The sequence below is a fragment of the Lysinibacillus sp. NPDC095746 genome (assembly GCF_044763535.1).
Classification (GTDB): Bacteria; Bacillota; Bacilli; order Bacillales_A; family Planococcaceae; genus Lysinibacillus.
This window is the reverse complement of record NZ_JBIWGL010000028.1, coordinates 30,697-50,657: the sequence shown is the minus strand read 5'-3', so window position 1 is coordinate 50,657 and position 19,961 is coordinate 30,697. Positions and strand designations below refer to the sequence as shown.

General features: G+C 38.9%; 17 protein-coding genes and 3 tRNA genes. 4 read left to right on the top strand and 16 right to left on the bottom strand.

Annotated elements, in window-relative coordinates; all coding sequences use genetic code 11:
- Positions 1-171: 171 nt before the first annotated feature.
- The 9 genes from cysK to ACIQ7N_RS18580 all read right to left on the bottom strand — a co-directional run bounded on the left by cysK (position 172) and on the right by ACIQ7N_RS18580 (position 12,900).
- Entirely contained in the window at positions 172-1,101 is a 930-nt protein-coding gene (cysK, locus tag ACIQ7N_RS18620) for a cysteine synthase A (protein ID WP_248717618.1), read from the bottom strand.
- Positions 1,102-1,547: 446 nt separating this feature from the next.
- Positions 1,548-2,519 carry a peptidyl-prolyl cis-trans isomerase gene (locus ACIQ7N_RS18615; RefSeq protein WP_402934830.1) on the bottom strand — a complete coding sequence of 324 codons (972 nt, stop codon included), beginning with the start codon at positions 2,517-2,519 and terminating at the stop codon, positions 1,548-1,550.
- Positions 2,503-3,384: an Hsp33 family molecular chaperone HslO gene (gene hslO / locus ACIQ7N_RS18610; RefSeq protein ID WP_402934828.1), complete on the bottom strand. Its 882-nt coding sequence runs from the start codon at positions 3,382-3,384 to the stop codon at positions 2,503-2,505. The genes ACIQ7N_RS18615 and hslO overlap by 17 nt, the downstream gene beginning before the upstream one ends.
- Positions 3,385-3,405: 21 nt before the next feature.
- The gene (locus ACIQ7N_RS18605; RefSeq protein WP_402934825.1) at positions 3,406-4,173 is read right to left on the bottom strand and encodes a type III pantothenate kinase; all 768 of its coding nucleotides are present in this window, start codon (positions 4,171-4,173) and stop codon (positions 3,406-3,408) included.
- A gap of 837 nt (positions 4,174-5,010) precedes the next feature.
- A complete protein-coding gene (locus tag ACIQ7N_RS18600) occupies positions 5,011-5,844 on the bottom strand; it encodes an aldo/keto reductase (RefSeq protein ID WP_402934822.1) in 834 nt (277 codons plus the stop codon).
- A gap of 148 nt (positions 5,845-5,992) precedes the next feature.
- On the bottom strand, positions 5,993-8,017 hold the full coding sequence (ftsH, locus tag ACIQ7N_RS18595) for an ATP-dependent zinc metalloprotease FtsH (protein WP_132364367.1): 2,025 nt from the start codon (positions 8,015-8,017) through the stop codon (positions 5,993-5,995).
- 447 nt (positions 8,018-8,464) lie between these two features.
- A complete protein-coding gene (gene hpt, locus ACIQ7N_RS18590; RefSeq protein WP_132364364.1) occupies positions 8,465-9,007 on the bottom strand; it encodes a hypoxanthine phosphoribosyltransferase in 543 nt (180 codons plus the stop codon).
- 64 nt (positions 9,008-9,071) lie between these two features.
- Positions 9,072-10,478, bottom strand: a complete 1,407-nt coding sequence (tilS, locus tag ACIQ7N_RS18585; RefSeq protein ID WP_402934818.1) for a tRNA lysidine(34) synthetase TilS — start codon at positions 10,476-10,478, stop codon at positions 9,072-9,074.
- Positions 10,479-10,506: 28 nt separating this feature from the next.
- The gene (locus tag ACIQ7N_RS18580) at positions 10,507-12,900 is read right to left on the bottom strand and encodes a SpoIIE family protein phosphatase (RefSeq protein ID WP_402934815.1); all 2,394 of its coding nucleotides are present in this window, start codon (positions 12,898-12,900) and stop codon (positions 10,507-10,509) included.
- A 634-nt stretch (positions 12,901-13,534) separates the two neighbouring features.
- Between ACIQ7N_RS18580 and ACIQ7N_RS18575 the strand changes: the two genes are divergently transcribed.
- The 4 genes from ACIQ7N_RS18575 to ACIQ7N_RS18560 all read left to right on the top strand — a co-directional run bounded on the left by ACIQ7N_RS18575 (position 13,535) and on the right by ACIQ7N_RS18560 (position 14,416).
- Positions 13,535-13,609 (top strand) — tRNA-Gly (locus tag ACIQ7N_RS18575).
- An 11-nt stretch (positions 13,610-13,620) separates the two neighbouring features.
- Positions 13,621-13,697 (top strand) — tRNA-Met (locus tag ACIQ7N_RS18570).
- Positions 13,698-13,702: 5 nt separating this feature from the next.
- A tRNA-Glu gene (locus ACIQ7N_RS18565) sits at positions 13,703-13,774 on the top strand.
- A 402-nt stretch (positions 13,775-14,176) separates the two neighbouring features.
- Positions 14,177-14,416 (top strand): hypothetical protein, encoded by a 240-nt coding sequence (locus ACIQ7N_RS18560; RefSeq protein ID WP_402934812.1) that lies wholly within the window; start codon positions 14,177-14,179, stop codon positions 14,414-14,416.
- 150 nt (positions 14,417-14,566) lie between these two features.
- Here ACIQ7N_RS18560 and ACIQ7N_RS18555 read toward each other — a convergent pair whose 3' ends face one another.
- From ACIQ7N_RS18555 to ACIQ7N_RS18525, 7 genes are all read right to left on the bottom strand, one after another.
- Positions 14,567-15,004, bottom strand: a complete 438-nt coding sequence (locus ACIQ7N_RS18555) for a S1 domain-containing RNA-binding protein (RefSeq protein ID WP_008180281.1) — start codon at positions 15,002-15,004, stop codon at positions 14,567-14,569.
- A 134-nt stretch (positions 15,005-15,138) separates the two neighbouring features.
- The gene (locus tag ACIQ7N_RS18550; RefSeq protein WP_402934809.1) at positions 15,139-15,603 is read right to left on the bottom strand and encodes an FtsB family cell division protein; all 465 of its coding nucleotides are present in this window, start codon (positions 15,601-15,603) and stop codon (positions 15,139-15,141) included.
- Positions 15,604-15,620: 17 nt separating this feature from the next.
- Positions 15,621-16,112: a spore cortex biosynthesis protein YabQ gene (gene yabQ, locus ACIQ7N_RS18545; RefSeq protein ID WP_402934806.1), complete on the bottom strand. Its 492-nt coding sequence runs from the start codon at positions 16,110-16,112 to the stop codon at positions 15,621-15,623.
- Positions 16,109-16,408 (bottom strand): sporulation protein YabP, encoded by a 300-nt coding sequence (yabP, locus tag ACIQ7N_RS18540; protein WP_004229167.1) that lies wholly within the window; start codon positions 16,406-16,408, stop codon positions 16,109-16,111. The genes yabQ and yabP overlap by 4 nt, the downstream gene beginning before the upstream one ends.
- Before the next feature lie 159 nt (positions 16,409-16,567).
- Positions 16,568-16,858, bottom strand: a complete 291-nt coding sequence (locus tag ACIQ7N_RS18535; protein WP_132364343.1) for an RNA-binding S4 domain-containing protein — start codon at positions 16,856-16,858, stop codon at positions 16,568-16,570.
- 4 nt (positions 16,859-16,862) lie between these two features.
- Positions 16,863-18,323 carry a bifunctional methyltransferase/pyrophosphohydrolase YabN gene (gene yabN, locus ACIQ7N_RS18530; protein ID WP_402934803.1) on the bottom strand — a complete coding sequence of 487 codons (1,461 nt, stop codon included), beginning with the start codon at positions 18,321-18,323 and terminating at the stop codon, positions 16,863-16,865.
- A 9-nt stretch (positions 18,324-18,332) separates the two neighbouring features.
- Positions 18,333-19,955 carry a putative polysaccharide biosynthesis protein gene (locus ACIQ7N_RS18525; protein ID WP_402934800.1) on the bottom strand — a complete coding sequence of 541 codons (1,623 nt, stop codon included), beginning with the start codon at positions 19,953-19,955 and terminating at the stop codon, positions 18,333-18,335.
- Positions 19,956-19,961 lie beyond the last annotated feature (6 nt).

Genomic DNA, 19,961 nt, shown 5'->3' with positions numbered 1-19,961 from the left:
GCTAAAGCGCCTATTTACATCCGAAAAAAGGTTGGAGAACCGAAGGAACAAGACGCACTCCACGTCTTTTGCGAACGAAACATCTAATCCATAATTTAAAAATAGAATTAGATTCTTTAACAAATAAAAAAGACTCCTCGTTTAAGGAGCCTTAACGTTCAAATAATTGGATTAGTCTTCAAATTGATATAAAGGTGTTGATAAATAACGTTCCCCATTAGAAGGTACGATCGCAAGAACATTCGAGCCCTTACCTAAACGTTTTGCGGCTTCAATCGCAACATGAATAGCTGCACCTGATGAAATACCGCATAAGATACCTTCTTCACGCGCTACTTTACGAGCTACCTCGAAAGCAATTTCATTTTCCACAGGGAATACAGAAGAATACACATCTGTATCTAACACTTCAGGTACGAAGCCAGCCCCGATACCTTGAATTTTATGAGGCCCTGGTTGGCCGCCAGAAAGTACTGGTGAATCTTTTGGTTCAACAGCAATAATTTCAATCTCTGGATACTGCTCTTTTAGCACAGCACCCGCACCCGTAATTGTACCACCTGTACCAACACCAGCAACAAATGCATCTAATTTTAAACCTTCAAATGCTTCTACAATCTCAGGACCTGTTGTTAAACGGTGAACAACTGCATTAGCTGGGTTCGTGAATTGTTGTGGTAAGAAGTAGCCATGCTCAGCAGCTAATTCCTCCGCCTTAGAAATCGCACCTTTCATACCTGCTGGCCCAGGTGTTAATACAAGCTCTGCACCATATGCACGTAATAAGTTACGACGCTCTAAGCTCATTGTTTCCGGCATTACTAAAATCGCTTTATAGCCCTTAGCCGCAGCAATCATCGCTAGACCAATACCCGTGTTACCAGAAGTAGGTTCAATAATTGTACCACCAGGCTTTAATGTACCGTCTTTTTCTGCCGCTTCAATCATTGCTAAAGCTAAACGGTCTTTCACTGAGCTACCTGGGTTAAAATATTCTAATTTTACATAAACAGTACCTTCGTTTTCACCTGTTGCATGATTTAATTTAACAATTGGCGTTTTACCTACTAATTCAGCTACCGAGTTTGCTAATCTACTCATTTATCAATCCACTCCTAATCCCTACTAATTTTATAGGTTTTACTTATTTTGATTTTATCAATTTTTCCATTCGATTGTCAATAAATATAACTTATATTTTCAGAATATTTATTGCTTCACCTACGTCAAAGGTTATTGGCTAATATTGACGCATGAAGGGAAACAAAAATCTGCTCAATATCCCGGAGTGGCCATTACTCTGTTGACGCTAAACGTCTGCAGGGTTTCCCTGGCTCACTTTTCCCGCAGATATCTTGCAGATTCTTGAACTTCTTTCAGCACATATTTTATGGAGCGAAAGCGAAGCAACAAATACAGAAGTCTCCCACCTCTATAGATGGTGAGCTGAAAGAAGTTAAAGCCTCCGGCGGATGTCACGGAATCGGTAGCCGATTCCGGACATAATTATGCCGAGGCATAGTTGATACTCATTTCAGAGCAATCTGTTATTTATCTTTTTTCGCTTCTCCGTAATACCAAGTCGCATTGAATTCAGACCAGAATGATTCCGGTGTAACATGTTGTGGCAATTGTTCTAACGCAAGCTCACGTTCAATATGTTCTTTCACATCGTCATATGTAAAGGATTGTCCTTCTGTTATCTCTTGAACTTGTACAATTCCGTAATGACCGTTAGCAAGCTTAAATGCTTTACTAACCTCATCTGCTTTTAAAGCCTTCACTGCTTTTAAAATGGCAGGATCAACGTTTTCCTGTTTTTCTGTGAGGAAACCAATATCTCCGCCTAAGCTAGCTGAAGCACTGTCTACTGAAACCTCACGTGCTAGCACCGAAAAATCAGCGGGAGCTTTTATTTCACTTAATGCTTCCTCAGCTGCTTTTTTTGAATTCACTTCTATAAAATTCGTACGATAACTTGTTTTCGTGTTGTACAGTGCCTGATTTTCCTCATAATATTTTTCAATACTACCTTCTTTTATAACCACATCTTTTGTCAGTACTTTATCCAATATAAGCTGTGAGCGAATTTTTTGTCGCAGTTGCTCTGATGAAAGGTTTTGCATTGCAGTATCAAATTTATCTTGGGCAGAACGCATTAAGGCTAACTCTAAATCAATCTCTTTATCCGTTACTTTTATGTTAAACTTTTCAGCTGCTTTTTCCATCACTGATTCATTCACTAAATTTTGTAGTGTCTCTTTACCATAGCGTTCTTCCATGGCAACCATCCACTTTTGACGTGTAATAATATCCCCATCAACGGCAGCGACTTGCTCGTCGCTACCAATTTCCTGGTCTTTATTAGGAATGAGCCAAGTTATCAACCACAAAATATTTCCTAATAATAAGATTGCCATAACTGTTAATGCAGGTTTTGTCTTCAGACGACGTTGCAATAAGGGCGTTTGGTTGGGTGTTTCAGCGGATAAAGGTCGTCGATTACGCGTTGAGCTCATCGATGAATCCTTCTAACTCTTCTTTTGAGAAGTGGTATTTTTCTAAACAGAAGTGACATTGTGCTTCTGCTGCGCCATCCTCTTTTATCATTTCTCGAATCTCGTGTGTCCCTAACCCTAAAATCGCTGCACCAAATCGCTCTTTTGAACATTGACATTTAAATTCTACCGGCATGGAATCTAAAATTTGCAGATGACCGTTTCCTAATACCGCTTCTAAAATTTGCTCCGGTGTAAAACCTTTTTCAATCATTTTTGAAACAGGCTCTATAGAAGCAAGATGCTGCTCAATTTCGTCAATTGTTTCTTCTTCACAGCCTGGCATTAATTGAAGGATAAACCCACCAGCCGCTAGAATTGTGTTATCAGGATTAACTAAAACCCCTAATCCAACTGATGAAGGCACTTGCTCTGATGTAGCGAAATAGTAAGTAAAGTCCTCAGCAATTTCACCCGATACAATTGGCGTTTGTCCAGAGAACATGTCTCTCAAACCAAGATCTTTTACAACTGTTAATGAGCCCTCTGTCCCAACACCTGCCCGAACATCAAGCTTGCCGTGCTCGTTTAAATCGAAATGAACGTGGGGATTTGTTACAAAACCGCGTACTTCACCGTGCGCGTTACTGTCAATTACCATCGGACCGATTGGACCGTTCCCCTCAATTTTTACAGTGATTTTTTCCTCACCTTTTAACATAGCACCCATCATCACCGCAGCAGTCATAGAACGACCAAGGGCTGCCGACACAACAGGCCATGTATTATGACGACGTTGCGCTTCTCCTATAGTTGTTGTCGTACAAGCTGCAAAAACACGAACCTGTCCGTTGAACCCTAAACCTCGTACTAAATAGTCTTTCATAAATGAAATGTCCCTCATTTCTTATTGATTGCGTTTATATAGCTTATATAAGCCTTTTAATGTTAAAAACGGATCGACTACATCAATAGCTTGCGTCTCACCAGCAATTAAATTTGCTAATCCTCCAGTAGCAATTACTAAAGGCTCTTCCTTACTTTGTGCTTTCATGCGATTAACAATTCCCTCAACTTGCCCAACGAAGCCATAAAATATCCCGGCCTGCATCGCAGATACGGTTGTCTTTCCAACAATATGTGTAGAGCGCAATATTTCAATACGTGGCAATCTAGCTGCCTGTGTATAAAGCGCCTCCGTTGAAATCGAAATACCTGGAGCGATAGCACCGCCCATATAATCGCCCTTTTCGTTTAAGTAACAATATGTTGTAGCAGTTCCAAAATCAACAATAATCAGTGGTGCTTTATAAACATCAAGAGCTGCAATAGCGTTCACTATGCGGTCTGAGCCAACTTCACGCGGGTTTTCATATTTAATATTCAGTCCTGTTTTCACACCCGGTCCTACAACGAGCGGTTTTTTACGAAAATACTTTTGACACATCGTTTCTAACGAAAACATTATTGGTGGTACAACAGAGGATATAATAATGCCTTTAACCTGTTCAAATGAAATGCCTGCATGATGAAAGAAAGATAATACTTGCATTGCATATTCATCTTCTGTTTTATGAAGGTCAGTCACCATACGCCAATGGAAGGCCAATTGATCGTTGTCATCATAGACACCTAATACGATATTCGAATTTCCTGCATCTAAAACTAAAATCATGGTTGATGCCTCCTATTTATTGCCCTTCATCGTAATTGTACCTGTCACTATGCGATTGATACAACTAAAACAATGCATATTCATGCACAAAAAATCAAGATTAATTGTCCCTCGGCATAATTGCGTCCGGAATGGGATTTGCGCTTGCACAAAGAACTTAAAACACTTTAGAAAATGATACCACATTTTTATTACTATGAAATAGCATACATGCTCACTCAAAAAAGGAGCCACCTTCATATTAGGTAGCTCCATTCATATTATTTTAAATTAAATCCCTTCACCAAAACGTAGGGTTGATTTCCGTTCCAGGCTACTCGCTTTCCTGTGGGCGAGCGTCGAGCCGCTTCCTCCGCTTCCTCCGCTTCGCTCCGTGCAGGGTCTCGCCTGTCTCGCTTTCCCACGGGAGTCGAGTATCCTTCCACTCCAATCAGCAATAGTGTAGAACTTTTATAAAATTTGTGCATTTGTTGTTGCTGTCGCACAGACGAAACCCTTTTGCTATAAAACTACATGTCAGAGGATACTTGCTATGTAAATCAGTTGATTTACTTTTTTAAAACGTATGTCATGTGATTTGGTTGATCGGAGTAAGACCGGGCGACTCCTTGGGGATTAGCGTCATAAATGAGACCCTGGAGCGAGTGAAGCGGCTCATCGGACGCCCCCAGGAAGCTTTGCTCTGTGCGAAAGCGAAGCGGCAGCAACAAATGCTTTCTGTAGCGAAAGCGAAGCGGCAGCTACAAAGCGCCCAGTCGGAACGGAAATCAACTTCACTTTTTTAGTATGAAATTTATTTTGAAAGGAGCTACCCCATATTAGGTAGCTCCTTACACATTATTTAAAATTAAATTTTTCTGGGTCTGGTCCGCAACGTAGTCCATCATTTAGTGCATCTAACTGAGTCATTTCTTCCTCTGTTAATGCAAAGTCAAAGACCGTTAGATTTTCCGTCATACGTGCAGGAGTCATTGTTTTTGGAATAGTTACTACACCATGCTGCACATCATAGCGTAAAACGATTTGTGCAGGTGTTTTGCCATATTTAGAAGCTAGCTGCTGAATCAATGATTCTTCCAATAAAGAACCATTCATTAGCGGCGACCACGCTTCTATTTGTATTCCTTTTTCCTTACAATAGGCACGTACTTCCTCTTGAGTTAAGTGAGGATGGAATTCAATTTGATTAATTACAGGAACAACTGATGTTTCCTTTAATAAATTTTCTAAATGTTGAACATGGAAGTTACTAACGCCAATTGAGCGTACACGTCCATCCTGATAGATTTTTTCAAGCGCTTTATAAACATTAATATAATTTGTATCTATTCCCGGCCAATGAACTAAATATAAATCTAAATAATCTAGTCCTAATTTCTCTAAACTACTATCATAAGCTGCAAGTGTTTCTTCATAGGAAAGTCCATCATTCCAAACCTTTGATGTTACGAATAGTTCTTCACGTGTTACTAAGCCCTCGTCAATTGCTGCACGAATTCCTCGTCCAACACTTTCTTCATTGCGATATACTTGGGCTGTATCAATGCTACGGTAACCTTTTGCAATAGCTGTTTTAACCGCCTCAGCCAAGTCATCTCCTTCAGGCACTCGAAAAACGCCATAGCCGATTAACGGCATCTCTAAACCATTATTCAATGTTACGTTTCCCATGTTTCAACACTCCTATCTATTTTGTCCTTAAAACATTAAAGAATCTATATTTCGCAGTTGCGTAATATAGATTCCATCGTAATACCTATTACCGAAAAAAGGCAAAGAAAAAGACTGCTTACTAAAATCGTAAACAGTCTTTCTCATATTAATCACGCTTTTCATCGATACCTTTTGGTGTATCATTCGATTCTCTACCTTCTTTAGGTAAATCAGCTGTTGTTGGATCTGGCTCATTGCTAAGCAATTCTTTTTTAATTGTCTGTTCACCAACTACATCTAATACTGGTTGAACTTCAGCTTTAGGCGCTTTTTCCACAACCGTTTCTACCTCTGGTTCAGGTAAGACACCGTGATCTCGTAAATGCTCGATTTCTTGCGCATTCAATGTTTCTTTTTGCATTAATGTGTTAGCAATTAAATCAAGTAAATGACGTTTTTCAGTTAGGATTCGTTTAGTACGCTCATATTGTGAATCGATAATTTTTTGCATTTCCTTATCAATTTCATAAGCGATTGAATCAGAGTAGTTTTGATCTGAATTAAAGTCACGTCCAAGGAATACATTCCCACCCTGACTTGAACCAAACTGCATTGCTCCAAGATTTTCACTCATACCATATTCAGTGACCATAGCACGCGCAATACTTGTTACCTTTTGGAAGTCATTATGTGCCCCAGTAGATACTTCTCCAAGTACGATTTCCTCTGCAACACGACCACCAAGTAGGCCTGCAATACGGTCTAATAGTTCTTGTTTTGTTGTGAAGAAACGTTCTTCCTTCGGTAACATAATCGCGTAACCTCCAGCTTGGCCACGAGGGACGATTGTTACTTTGTGTACTGTATCTGCTTCATCCAGCTCCAGGCCTACAACTACGTGGCCGGCTTCATGGAACGATACAAGTTTCTTCTCTTTCGCTGAGTAAACGCGGCTAGCTTTTGCCGGACCTGCAATTACTCGGTCAGATGCTTCATCGATATCTGCCATATTAATTGTACGTTTGCTTTTACGAGCCGCTACAAGTGCAGCTTCATTTAACAAGTTCTCTAAATCAGCACCTGAGAAACCTGGTGTACGTTGTGCAACAGCTGCCAAATCCACTGTATCTGATAAAGGCTTGTTACGCGCATGTACTTTTAGAATTGCTTCACGACCTTTTACATCAGGATGTCCTACTGTAATTTGACGGTCAAATCGACCAGGACGTAATAACGCTTTATCTAAAATATCTGGGCGGTTTGTTGCAGCGATAATAATAATACCTTCGTTTGCTCCGAAACCATCCATTTCAACAAGCAATTGGTTCAATGTTTGTTCGCGCTCGTCATGGCCACCACCAAGACCTGCGCCACGTTGACGACCTACTGCATCAATCTCATCGATAAAGATGATACAAGGTGCATTTTTCTTTGCATTTTCGAATAAGTCACGCACACGTGATGCACCGACACCGACAAACATTTCTACGAAGTCAGAACCTGAAATCGAGAAGAATGGTACGCCTGCCTCACCTGCTACCGCTCGTGCAAGTAATGTTTTACCTGTACCAGGAGGACCTACAAGTAAGATACCCTTTGGAATTCGGGCACCAATTTCAGTAAATTTACGGTGATCCTTTAAGAAGTCAACAACCTCTACAAGCTCTGCTTTCTCTTCATCAGCACCCGCTACATCTGTAAAACGAACTTTTTTCTTCTGATCGTCATAAAGTTTGGCTTTACTTTTACCAAAGCTCATCACTTTATTACCGCCACCTTGAGATTGACTCATTAGGAAGAAGAATAAGAAAATGATAATGATGAAAGGAATAATCCCTGTAAAGAACTGAATCCATCCACTTGTTTCTGGCGCTGTTAAATATTTAATATTACTATTCTTATCCTTAGCAGCCTCATCGATGCGGTTCAATAAAGATTGGTTATCACGAGGGATATTCGCTGTAAAGCTTTGACCCTTCTCATACCCCTTCATCGTACCCTCAACGATGTATACTGATTTATCAGGTTGAATTGTAGCACTTGTTATTTCTTTCTTATCTAGAGCATCTTGAAACTCAGAATAAGTTAACTCTTTCGTTGGCGCATTTCCCCCATTGAAAGTACCAAATATACCGATAATCACTAAGAAAATCAGTAAATAGAATATGGTATATCGAAATATTCGATTCATCTCCAGCCTCCTCATTACAAACAGAAAAATTATAAGTAAAATCTTAACATATCATGATTTCATCATACAACGAAAAGCCCTACATAAAAAAAGTTTCGTCCCATTTTTGTCGAAATCGAAAAATATTTATGCATTTAACAAGTATGTTCCAGCGTAGTTGTATCTAACAATGTACCTAAATTTTTGAATTACGATCAATTATGCCTCGTGCCACAGGACTTGATGGATATTTGGACACCCGCTGAAAAGTGACTTAAAACCGCATTCATCTCATCGCCTATAGAGGTGGGAGACTTCTGTACCTGTCGCTGCGCTTTCGGTACAGAAAACATTTGTAGCTAACACTTTGCTTTCTTTGCTGAATGTAGTTAAAAAATAAAAATCTATGACCTTCGCTGGAGGCTTTTACTTTTCATAGCTGGTGTTCTTTCGTTAATTTCTTACTTGTTAGAAAGAATAAACTGCCGGTTTTAAAATGCCGATATACGGTAAATTACGGTATTTTTCTGCGTAGTCTAAACCATACCCTACTACAAAGCCATCTGGTACTTCAAATCCAACATAATCAGCACCTAAGTCTACTTTACGACCTGATGGTTTATCTAACAATGTAACAATTTTAATGGATTTTGCTTTGCGGTATTTAAATAAGTCTACTAAATAGCTTAACGTTAAGCCGCTATCAATAATATCCTCGATGATTAATACATCACGTCCCTCAACGCTCGTATTTAAATCTTTTAAAATTTTAACTTCCCCTGATGAAACTGTAGCATTGCCATAGCTAGAAACATCCATAAAATCTAGCTCAATGAAAGAATCGAAACGTTTCATCAAGTCTGTCATAAAAGGCATTGCCCCTTTTAAAACACCAACAGCTAACGGGAATGAATCTTTGTATTCCTCTGTCAATTGTGCCCCTAACTCAGCGATTCTTTCTTGTAATTGTTCTTCTGTAATCATAACTTTTTCGATGTCATTTTGTAACATAGCGATTCCTCCTCGTGTGTATAAAAAAATGTTCAACCATTAGCGGTGAAATTTTACAAAGACCTTAGTCTACGATGAGCACTGTATCATCGTTTGGTTGCGGAGAGGTTGAAAAAAACATTCCCATACGCACACCAATTACCGCTACGACCTCATCAGATTGAGAAATCAGTAACGGCCAGCTATTTCGCTCATTTAAAGGAATCTTTTCATCTATAAAAAGGCGAGATAAGCGTTTAGGCTGACTCATTCCTTTTAACAGTATTCTGTCCCCTTCCTTACGCGCCCTAACATAGAGTGGAAGTTTGAGTTTGCTAGCGTTAAAATAAAAAAGTTGTGCAGTATCCGTCAGCATTTCAGACGATAAATCAGGCAACTCGACTACGCATAAACGTTCACCATTCGTCAGTGTTGTCCACCCATTAGCAGTCGAAATAATCTTTTTCTCAGGAGAAGCGTGACCTTCTAATGGCTCTTTCTTCTGAATCGTTAATTTTCCGTAACGGCGAACTGCTATAAAATCTTCTGGCAAGTGAACTTCAGCATACCCTGCTGTCGTATCACAAAGCTTTAAAATTGAAGTCAATAAAGCATAACTTTGTATCGTATTTGAATCTTTGTAAAGATAGTTTAATAGTATTAAAATGAGCCTCCTTTGTAAAGCAAGTGGTACCAATTGAAGAGCCTTAATTTCCATGCTATATGTATTTCCGTCTTTTCTTTTTACTATTCTAGAAAATACATCCTCCGCTAATGTCATTAAATAGGCATCGTCTTCTTGCAATAGTTTTGTAAAATGGGTTACCTGCTCTGTTACCCTTGGGTTTTCTGCCTCCAACAAAGGCACCACATGATGTCTAAAACGATTGCGTACATAGGTATCCTTAGCATTGCTAGCGTCTTCCCGATAATCTAAACCTTGCTTAAGTAAATATTCCCTTATTTCTAACTTTGTAACCGTTAAAAACGGACGAATTAATGTTTTTCCTTCAAAAATACGTTGTGAACGTATACCTTGCATACCGTTTATCGTTGCATTTTTTGTCAGGGCCATTAATACTGACTCCAGTTGGTCGTCCGCATGATGTGCAGTTACAAGCTTGCTAGCATTCGTTTTTTCAATAACCTCTTTAAAATATCGATACCGCTCTCTACGACAAATAAGCTGTGTATTGCCATTTTCTGAAGCCATAATCTCTGGTATTGGAATTGCCTTTGCATATAAGTATACACCATTCTCATCACAATATTTCTGGACAAAAGCTCTGTCCTCAGCAGATGCTTCACCTCTTAGCATATGATCAACATGTATGGCTCCTATCGTAATTCCCCACTGCTCTTTTGTTTTGACAAAATAATGGAGCAAAGCCATTGAATCCACTCCACCCGAAACGGCGATGAGAAGATGGTCGTCTTGCTGCAATAATTGCTCTTCTTCGATAAATTTTTTGACCTTTAATTCAAGTGACAAACGCTTCTCCTCCCCTTTTCGTTCTCTTTTATGATGAATTGCTCATAGAGTGTTGAACTGGCTTAAATACAGCCCACGTAGGTACAACATGCGTAACTTCTAGCATCAATACAGTGCAATCGTCTTCAATAGCATAGTAAGCTTGGAAAGATTGCATAATCGTTGTTAGTTTTTCCTGGATGGTTTTAGTAGTTCCAGCCACTTGCTGTGCATACGCTAAAAATAGCTCTTCCTGCTCGTCCCAATCATCAACACTAGAAAATAATCCATCAGAATGCATTAAAATTACATCGCCAGCTTTAAGCTTTCTTTTTTCAGCCTCGACTGCTGAAATGGATAAAAAACCTACAGGCGCTGCATTACTTTCTACCTTCAGCACTTCTTTTCCACGTAAAATATACGTAGACATACCCCCGGCCTTCCACGACCATAAATCTCCGTGTTGTAAATCGACAAGTGCAAAATCAAGCGTTGCATACATATCGTCTTGTTGCTTCAAGGACATGACATAATGCAACGTATGCATCGCAGTCTCTGGGTTCATATTGTAATTTAAACATTCTCGCATTAAGTGTATTAACTTTCTACTCTCATGCTGTGCTTCTTTACTCTGACCCATACCATCTGACAATAAAATTGCAAATAGTCCTGGATGTAATTGAAATAATGCATGGGAATCACCGGAATATAACGTCGCATCTTTAGACATGCTGTATATATCATACTCTACTTCAAAGCTAATAGCTGATCTAAAGCTTACTTGAATGTGACGAAATGGTATATCGCTTGCTACTACTTTTTCAATTTCAAATGGCTCTTCAAAAATATCATATAAAATCGGCAATATCATCCGCTCAGCTACTGTAGTGTCTTCCTCCCAATTGACTCGTGCTGGTGCTAAAGCACAGACAATTTTTCGTGCTCCAGGCTTATTACTAAGCACATCTAGTTGAAAACATTCAATATGAGCATCTTTTAATCGTTGCGTAATGTCCTTCTCCACACTTACGAATGAAATAGTCTCTTCTTTCATCTCCGCTATTAACTGATTTAGGTGATTACTCATATCACGTAGCTGAAGCGCTATCATTTTCTTACCATGAAAATACTGACCATTAATGCGCTCTCGATACAGCTCCGTTTCCAATTCCTCGAAAATTTTCGTTGATTTCACACATTTATAGCGTATTTGCTCTTCGACACGATGAATACCAGAATCCTTGCCAACACCTTTCATATGAAACCAGTCTGTCATAAGCTTGTCCATTCCATTACTTTGCGCTCCCCAACAACGATCATAGCGGAAACAGCTTAAGCATGTATTCATTGGTGACACTTCCTTCGCCTCTTCTATAGGGGTTGTCATAAAACGCTCAAACACAAGCTCCTTCATAAACTGTACAAAATGTTGAAAATGCTCTAATTTAAACGTAACATGCTCCGTTAACCAATTTTGACGAGCGAGTAAGATCTCCTCACGCTGTGGAAACAACTTGTCCCGCACCTTTTCGGAATATTTACTAGGAATAGTTATAAAAACGATACTCCCCACAACAATCGATGTAAAATAAACGCTATCTAACGGCAATGTTGCATCGTAAAATAAAAAAAACACACTTGGCAAAATGCTGCCAATTGCTACACCGAATCGTCCAACACGAGCCCCCATCCCGGCACACAATCCTGTTAAGGTGGCTACAGACAGCATACCCGTAAATGAAAGTTTTGCAACCCCAATGAGAGTCCCGAGCACGGCTCCGATAACCGTCGCTAACGGTACACTTCCTACTAACGCACCGAAGCAAATGAATAGTTGTAATAAAAAAATGGGGAGTGAAAAATAGCTTATGACAATTGCTTGCATCCCTGTAAGCATAGCAGCAAATACAACTAATCCAGAGCCTAGCTTCTCATAAGTCCAATGACTCGTAAACCATTCATGAGAATTGACAAACAACACTTGCATAAACAACGTCATAATAAGAGCTAAAGCTGCTTCACAGCCTACATAAAATTGCACAAGCACCGGAGGTAAACCTTGATACATAACTCCCTGCCACATTATTTGCACAAGTAGTACCGCTAATGATACTGCTATACTTTGTGGTAGCTGCCAATAACGGAAGCGCATAATACATTCATACAAGACGATCTGCAAAGCTAAAATGAAGACTTGTCCAAAACCGAGGAAAAAACACCCTATTAAACCACCGAACAAAACATATTTGGCATATTCTTTATATTTTGTTCGAATAATTGCCCAAAAAGGAACTGAGAAAGGTACGGCCGCTTCAAATACTACAGACTGAGCTAAAAAGAAGGATGTTAAAAAAAATAAAGAGCCTATTAACAATTGCCTTTTTCTCACTCCTAATTTCTGTTCGTCTACATTTGCCGTGTTATACCATTCAATACTCGTCATTTCACTATCCCCTTTCTGCACGTTTGGAGCTATTATAAGAAATTATGTATGGAAAGATTGTCTGAAGGTGACAGAAAAAAATATAAACATTTCGACGAATACATATGCATAAATACGAGAAATGGCAACAATATCTACAAAGACGATAAGCTGCACATCAATATAAACATCACTTTCCATAAAATTTGTTTAAAAATTACGAAAATTACATAACCCAGTACCACCTTTGCTACATAAAAAAACGTTGCAAATTTTTACATGAGCGTTCTAATGTCTTTTTCATTGATCGATACTCCCAATTTCATCACAATACTAAATCAACAATTACACCGATATTTTTCTACTTAAGAACAAAAAGTTTGATAAATTCCCAGTCAAAAGGCTCACCACCAAAAGTAGTAGATGACATTTGTTAAACTTACTCCATTTATCATTTATCTTCATTCAGTAGAAGACTACCTTTGTAACTGACGCTTCGCTTTTGCTATCAAAACATTTGAACTGCCGTTTCACTTTCGTATAAAAAAGGTTAAATAATTTATAAAACCATATATTTTTATTAATTTTTTTATAAAAACTTCTTGACGTTAGTTACAAAGGCATGTATTATATAACTTGTTGCTTAAGACAAAACGCGGAAGTAGTTCAGTGGTAGAACACCACCTTGCCAAGGTGGGGGTCGCGAGTTCGAACCTCGTCTTCCGCTCCATAATATTTAATGGCGGCCTAGCTCAGCTGGCTAGAGCGTACGGTTCATACCCGTAAGGTCGGGGGTTCGATCCCCTCGGCCGCCACCATAGTAGGCCCCTTGGTCAAGTGGTTAAGACACCGCCCTTTCACGGCGGTAACACGGGTTCGAATCCCGTAGGGGTCATCTCAAATAGGCGTCTCAGAACGATTTCTGAGGCGCCTATTTTTTTTACATATTAAAATTGGATTCTAGAAACATCGAATTTATTTATTACCCTGGAGCATTCAGTTTAGGAACGTCCTGCGATAACGTTCCATGAGCAGTTTCCCTTAGTTATTGCAGCTGTTGTTGCTGTCGCTTCGCTTTCGCACAGACAATACCCTGTTGTTGCTGTCGCTTCGCTTTCGCACAGACAAAAACTTTGTTGCTGTTGCTTTGCTTTCGACGTAAAAAATACTCGTTGCTCCTAACTTCCCCTTAGAAGGTCCTAGCTTAAACGGAAATCACCCCAAGTTATGGTGGTAAGGAGAAAAATATGGCATACTAATAATGAAAAAAGCGTATAAACTAGGGGGTTTATTTCCTTTGGGTTCATTAACTAAAGCTGCTTTAATTTGTGGAAGTGGCTCTATGATTATTCTCATATCCATTCTTATTAATTTACCATTTGCCGTACAAACATTTTTACTCCTCGCCGGATTAGCGGTTAGTGTTTATGGTGTGTTTTTACTTGTCAAAATGGTCGTTAAGCCACCCGAAAAGTCATTAGAAACACTAACAGAACAAGCTCCTAAAAAGAAGAAAAGACCGACATCCACGTTGTAGGACGATACATAGATCCTACTAGAAGGGTTTTATGACTTATAGCTAGATGAGGTGTATGCAAACATTATTAAAAAAAGGGATTAGCTTTATTAAAAAGCTAATCCCAAATCTATTTAATACACTTTTTCTACGATTAAAACAGTCAGCAAACTACCCTCTTCTAGCTCCACGACCACCGCGTTTTGATTCTGTAGCACGTTTAAGTGTTGCTAGGCGTTCATCACTATCTTTTAAGAAACGTGCCATTTTTTGCTCAAAATTTTCTTTTGGCTGATGACGATCGTTGCGATCATTAGAACGATTATCGCGACGTGGACGTGCTGGACGCTCCGGACGCTCTGGTCTCTCTGCTTGAGGCTTTGCTTTACGGATTGAAAGACCGATCTTCCCGTCCGCTTCAACATTCATCACTTTTACTTCAACTTCATCTCCAACTTTTAGATGCTCATTGATATCTTTTACATAATTGTCAGCAACTTCACTGATGTGTACTAAGCCTGTTTTGCCGTCTGGCAGCTCAACGAATGCTCCAAAATTTGTGATTCCTGTTACTTTACCTTGTACCTTGCTGCCTACTTCAATTGACATAAAAAAAATGCTCCTCCTTAAAAATTAAGCGACTCATTTGAGTCATGTAATCAATTTAATCAAACTTTTTACTACAATAAGTTTCTCTTTTCATTATATATAACAATAAAAGAGTGTCAACAATACATAGCTTTTCAGTCTTCTTTTTTACCTTTCTTTTCTGATATGCTGTCTTTTTTATCTTTTTTCTCCGGTATATCGTCTTTTTGCCCTTTTTCGTCCGGTATAATGAAAATTATTTCACCTTTTTCGGATAGAAAATAATCTTTGCGTAATAATTTTGCGATATACTCATCATCCTCTAACTGTTTAATTTTAAGATTTAACGAATCTCGCTCATCTTTCAATTCAGAAAGATGCTCCTTCGCTTCAATCTTTTTTTGCTCTTTTGCAGCTAGCGTTTCATTTTGATTCAAAAGTATATTTAAGAGAAAGGCAATAATAACGACTGGCACAATCGCAAAAAAGGCAATACGGCGCATTTTCCGTTTTCGCGCTTGAATTTTACGATTTATAGCTTTATCCGTGTTACGGACATAGTCATTATCAAGTTTAGTATAGTTTTGTTGGTCATCCTTTGATGAACGACGTATAGTCATGCCCGCACCTCCGAAAATTATTGTTGTCTTTTATTATACTTGATAAATCGAACTTTTTTAAAAAAAGTGTTGGACAAATACGAATAAATTTTGACAAAAGGTCTTAAAAGAAACGCACAAATACTTATTAAGAATTTAAAAATATGTCGAATAATAGCACTTATTAGTCGTATAATGAACCACAGAGGTCTCCATGTTATATTCACAAAAACCCTTGCGACGAAACGTAAAAAAGTTTGAAAAAACGTTTGATACAAAAAAATTCCGGCTATTTGCGCTAGCGGGTCATAAGCCCGCCAAGCGCCATCTTTTAGCCAAAATAACAAATAGTATGTCAGGCCTCCAAGCAAAATCCAGGTAAGTAGTTCAAATACCATCATCCACCTTCGAAGGCTTGACCTTTTTGGAGTTGAAAAAACAATGAGTCTTACACTATCAATAATGAACCCAACTGCTATACCGCTCAAAACCATGACTAATAGCTGAACAAATTGTTCACTAACAATCATCCAAACAGTTTATGAAGGAAACCTTTCGAGAAGCCACTTTCCTCCTCGTCATACTGCAAAGTTTTTACAGTTCCTTCAAGCGTCAATAACCCTTTGTCAACATCTAAGTGAACGATATGCAGTTCTTCTCCACGGATTAACAAATGCCCTTGGGACGTCTTGATGAAAAATTCTTCCTGATCAAAGCGTTCAATCGATTTTACAGAAGTCATGTCCATTCTTTTACGATTACGAATCGTTAAAATATGCTCTCCAGATGGAATTGTGTAACGGTTACTTTCTTGATGTAGCGTCATTTTCTTCCTCCTTTAGTCGTCCTAGCTTCTGTTCACTTTATGCGGACAACCTTAAAAGCATGACAACTTTATTAAAGTTGTTTCACTTTTATCTCCACTTCAGCACGTTTATGGCCAAAGCTAAACGACAACTTCAGAAGACTCCTACACTATTATTCATTAGTCCTCATCATCAATAAATTCAGGTTCAATTTTTTCAAGACGCTCTTCCTTCAAAATAGTAAACATTTTTGCGGCATCTTCTTTTTTCACAGTATCACGTAATTCCTCTACACGCGCTGTCACAATTTTTTGTCCAAAACGAATAGCTAGCTCATCGCCAGCTTTAACAGCACTACTAGCTTTCGCGACCTTATCATTAATCGTAATACGGCCTTGGTCTGCTACTTCCTTCGCTAATGTACGACGTTTAATTAAACGTGATACTTTTAAAAATTTATCTAATCGCATATTTTTACTCCTTTTCTTGCAGCTTCGCTTCATTCCAGAAAGCATCTAATTGTTCTAATGTATAATCAGAAAATGGCTTTCCACTTTCCTTTACCTTTGTTTCCACATAACCAAAGCGTCTCGCAAACTTCTCATTCGCATGTAACATAGCCTCTTCTGGAGATAGCTTGTAGAAACGCGCTAAATTCACAAGTGTGAACAAGACATCCCCAAATTCATCAAGACGTGACGCATTTGTACCCTTCGTCACCTCATTACGAAATTCCTGCCATTCCTCCGCAAACTTGTCCCATGCACCCTCTACATCAGGCCAATCAAATCCTACCTTTGCAGCTCTTTTTTGATAATTATATGCTGTTTGTAGAGCAGAGGACGCCCGGTATTCCTCTTTTAATAGTGGCTTATCACTTATACCCTTTTCTTCCGCTTTTATAACTTCCCAGTTTGCTACAACACCCTCTGCATCTTCCACCGATACATCTCCAAATACATGCGGGTGTCGACGAATCATTTTTTCACTTATCGAAGCCAATACATCTTCCAACGTAAAGTAACCTTGATCTTCTCCGATTTGTGCATGAAGGAACACTTGTAACAGTACATCTCCAAGCTCCTCAATCATCGCAAAGTCATCCTCTGCATCTACCGCTGCCAAATATTCGTGTGCTTCTTCTAGTAAATATTTTTTCAGCGACTCATGTGTTTGCTTTTGATCCCACGGACAGCCATCCGGACCTCGTAAAACGGCAATAATTTGACGGAAGGTTGTCCAGTCTCGTAAAGCTTCCTCTTGTGATTTCACAGGCGGCACATATACCGTTGTTAAATTATCTACCTCAACGCTTTGGTCGAGCTCATAAAGTGGTACCGTTACTAATTTTTCCTGTGACGAGCCCGCTGCTGTCACGACTGTAACAGGGTATTCGTCATCGTATTTCTCCATTAACGTTAGCTTTACTTCTGATGCACTAAATGTATCATATACTTGGGCTATTAAAATATGTTGACGCATGTTAATGTCATGCATAGAAAAGCTAGTGCCATCCAGCAGTTGAAAACCTTCAATTGGGTCGATTTTTAACGCGCCAAATATTGGATCTAAAAAGCTTTGCCCACCTTCAATGACTAGTTTTATTTTTCCCTCATCCGCAGCAGCAATAAGCAATTGTACAGTCTGCTCTGCGACAAGTGGATGCCCCGGTACGGCGTACATGACATCTTCATTTGTTGTAGCAGCCACAAGCTTTTCTGCAATTTCCTCATACACAGGCTGGAACGTATTATGTTTTTCATAGACTGCGTCAAAGCTTTCAAATTGTAAGCCCTCAGCAGATAATTCTTCTAATACCGGATGATCCACTGTACGAACATATAATTTTCTTGCCGCTTTTAGTTTTTTATAGACACCCATTTGCAACTGATTAAAATCACCCGCACCTAGACCTATAACTGTTAACGTATTCAATCAATCCACCTACTTTTTTCGATTTAACCATAATTGATAAACTGCCATTTTGCGCCCAAACGGTAGTAAGTACCACTCTTTTTCGACTAGTACTCGTAACTTAGCAATTATGGTGATCATTACAAATGCTCCTAAACACACGGCTGAAAAACCGACTACCACTGCGACAAATCGAGGTGATAAAAATTGGCTTAACAACGGTGGTATAAACTGTAGCCAAACTAGCACTACAGCTGCCATGCTAAGTGATGCAATTCCAACTTTTTTATAAAAACTGGCTGACGCTAATTGAATGGCAGTCATTCTCTTTAAATAAAAAATAAGCATTAGAGCCGTAAACAAAAGACCCACATTGTTAGCAATAGCTGCACCTAATACACCAAATAAATCAATTGTCAGCACATTCAATATTATTTTTAACATAAAACCTATAATCAACAATAAAGCTGGCTTTTTTAATTTGCCATAGCCTTGCAAAATAGCTGTAAATGTTAAAATAACCGACAATGGCACAATTTGTAATACATAAACCATAAGTACTTCCGACAGTGCATCTGTTTTAAAGAGCATGGCATTAATATAAGGCATAACGAGTATTAAACCTAGAGATGCCGCCCAGCCAAATAATACAGACGCTTTATACGTTAGTTGAATAAACGGAATCGCACTACGGCCTTCCTGTTTTTTGGACATATGCGCGACAAGAGGCACAATAGCAAGAGAAAGTGAAGAAGCAATGACAACTCCGAGCTGCACCAATGGCTGCCCGCGATCATAAACGCCTTTTGTTGCCTTAGCTACCGTCTGATCCATTCCACCATCTATTAATAGCGAATAAATTGTAAAGGAATCAACTAACTGATAGCCAAGTAACAATAAACCACTCATGCTCACACTTAAACTTAGCAATGTTACCTCTTTAATAATGGGGAAACTTTCGATACGCCGCTGTTGTTTCTTATTATTAAATAAACCAAAACGTTTTTTAAAAATAAACGCAAGTAATATAAAGCCTACAATTTCGCCAATAACTGTACCTATGATAGCCATTTGTCCAGCACTATATAGTGATTCTGTCGTCTTCATAATGATAAATGTTCCAGCTAAAATAACTGATACTCTCACAGCCTGTTCAAGGACTTGCGCGTAAGCAATCGGCTCCATAATGCCTCTTGATTGAAACCCACCCTTTAAAATAGCATGTGCTGGCATAACAAGTACTATAAATGAACCCGTCCGTATTATAGGCGCAAGCTGCGTATCGCCCATAAGCTGCGCAATTATTTCAGCACCACTAAATAAAGCGACAAAAAACAATAACGATAGTACTGTTAAATAATGAAAGACAATACGCATAATACCGCTTCGTTTTTGATCCCTCTCTAGTGGGTCTAAAATACAATCATTATCTGCAAGCATTTTAGAAATAGCGACTGCAAATCCACTAGCTGTCCATACGACAAAAATAGATATAACCGGATACACCTGCTGATAAATATAAAACCCTTCATCACCAACAAGATTTTGAAAAGGCACACGATAAATTGCACTAAGAACCTTCACAATAAGAGCAGCAATTGTAAGTAAGGCCGCTCCCTTCATGTAGCTTTTCATGCCAAAACGTTCCGACATAAATTG

What these genes read in the sequence shown, in the direction of transcription:
- cysK (WP_248717618.1), bottom strand. Translation starts at nt 1,101, where the DNA reads ATGAGTAGATTAGCAAACTCGGTAGCTGAATTAGTAGGTAAAACGCCA.
- ACIQ7N_RS18615 (WP_402934830.1), bottom strand. Translation starts at nt 2,519, where the DNA reads ATGAGCTCAACGCGTAATCGACGACCTTTATCCGCTGAAACACCCAAC.
- hslO (WP_402934828.1), bottom strand. Translation starts at nt 3,384, where the DNA reads ATGAAAGACTATTTAGTACGAGGTTTAGGGTTCAACGGACAGGTTCGT.
- ACIQ7N_RS18605 (WP_402934825.1), bottom strand. Translation starts at nt 4,173, where the DNA reads ATGATTTTAGTTTTAGATGCAGGAAATTCGAATATCGTATTAGGTGTC.
- ACIQ7N_RS18600 (WP_402934822.1), bottom strand. Translation starts at nt 5,844, where the DNA reads ATGGGAAACGTAACATTGAATAATGGTTTAGAGATGCCGTTAATCGGC.
- ftsH (WP_132364367.1), bottom strand. Translation starts at nt 8,017, where the DNA reads ATGAATCGAATATTTCGATATACCATATTCTATTTACTGATTTTCTTA.
- hpt (WP_132364364.1), bottom strand. Translation starts at nt 9,007, where the DNA reads ATGTTACAAAATGACATCGAAAAAGTTATGATTACAGAAGAACAATTA.
- ACIQ7N_RS18580 (WP_402934815.1), bottom strand. Translation starts at nt 12,900, where the DNA reads ATGACGAGTATTGAATGGTATAACACGGCAAATGTAGACGAACAGAAA.
- ACIQ7N_RS18555 (WP_008180281.1), bottom strand. Translation starts at nt 15,004, where the DNA reads ATGTCAATTGAAGTAGGCAGCAAGGTACAAGGTAAAGTAACAGGAATC.
- ACIQ7N_RS18550 (WP_402934809.1), bottom strand. Translation starts at nt 15,603, where the DNA reads ATGACTATACGTCGTTCATCAAAGGATGACCAACAAAACTATACTAAA.
- yabQ (WP_402934806.1), bottom strand. Translation starts at nt 16,112, where the DNA reads ATGATTGTTAGTGAACAATTTGTTCAGCTATTAGTCATGGTTTTGAGC.
- yabP (WP_004229167.1), bottom strand. Translation starts at nt 16,408, where the DNA reads ATGACGCTACATCAAGAAAGTAACCGTTACACAATTCCATCTGGAGAG.
- ACIQ7N_RS18535 (WP_132364343.1), bottom strand. Translation starts at nt 16,858, where the DNA reads ATGCGATTAGATAAATTTTTAAAAGTATCACGTTTAATTAAACGTCGT.
- ACIQ7N_RS18525 (WP_402934800.1), bottom strand. Translation starts at nt 19,955, where the DNA reads ATGTCGGAACGTTTTGGCATGAAAAGCTACATGAAGGGAGCGGCCTTA.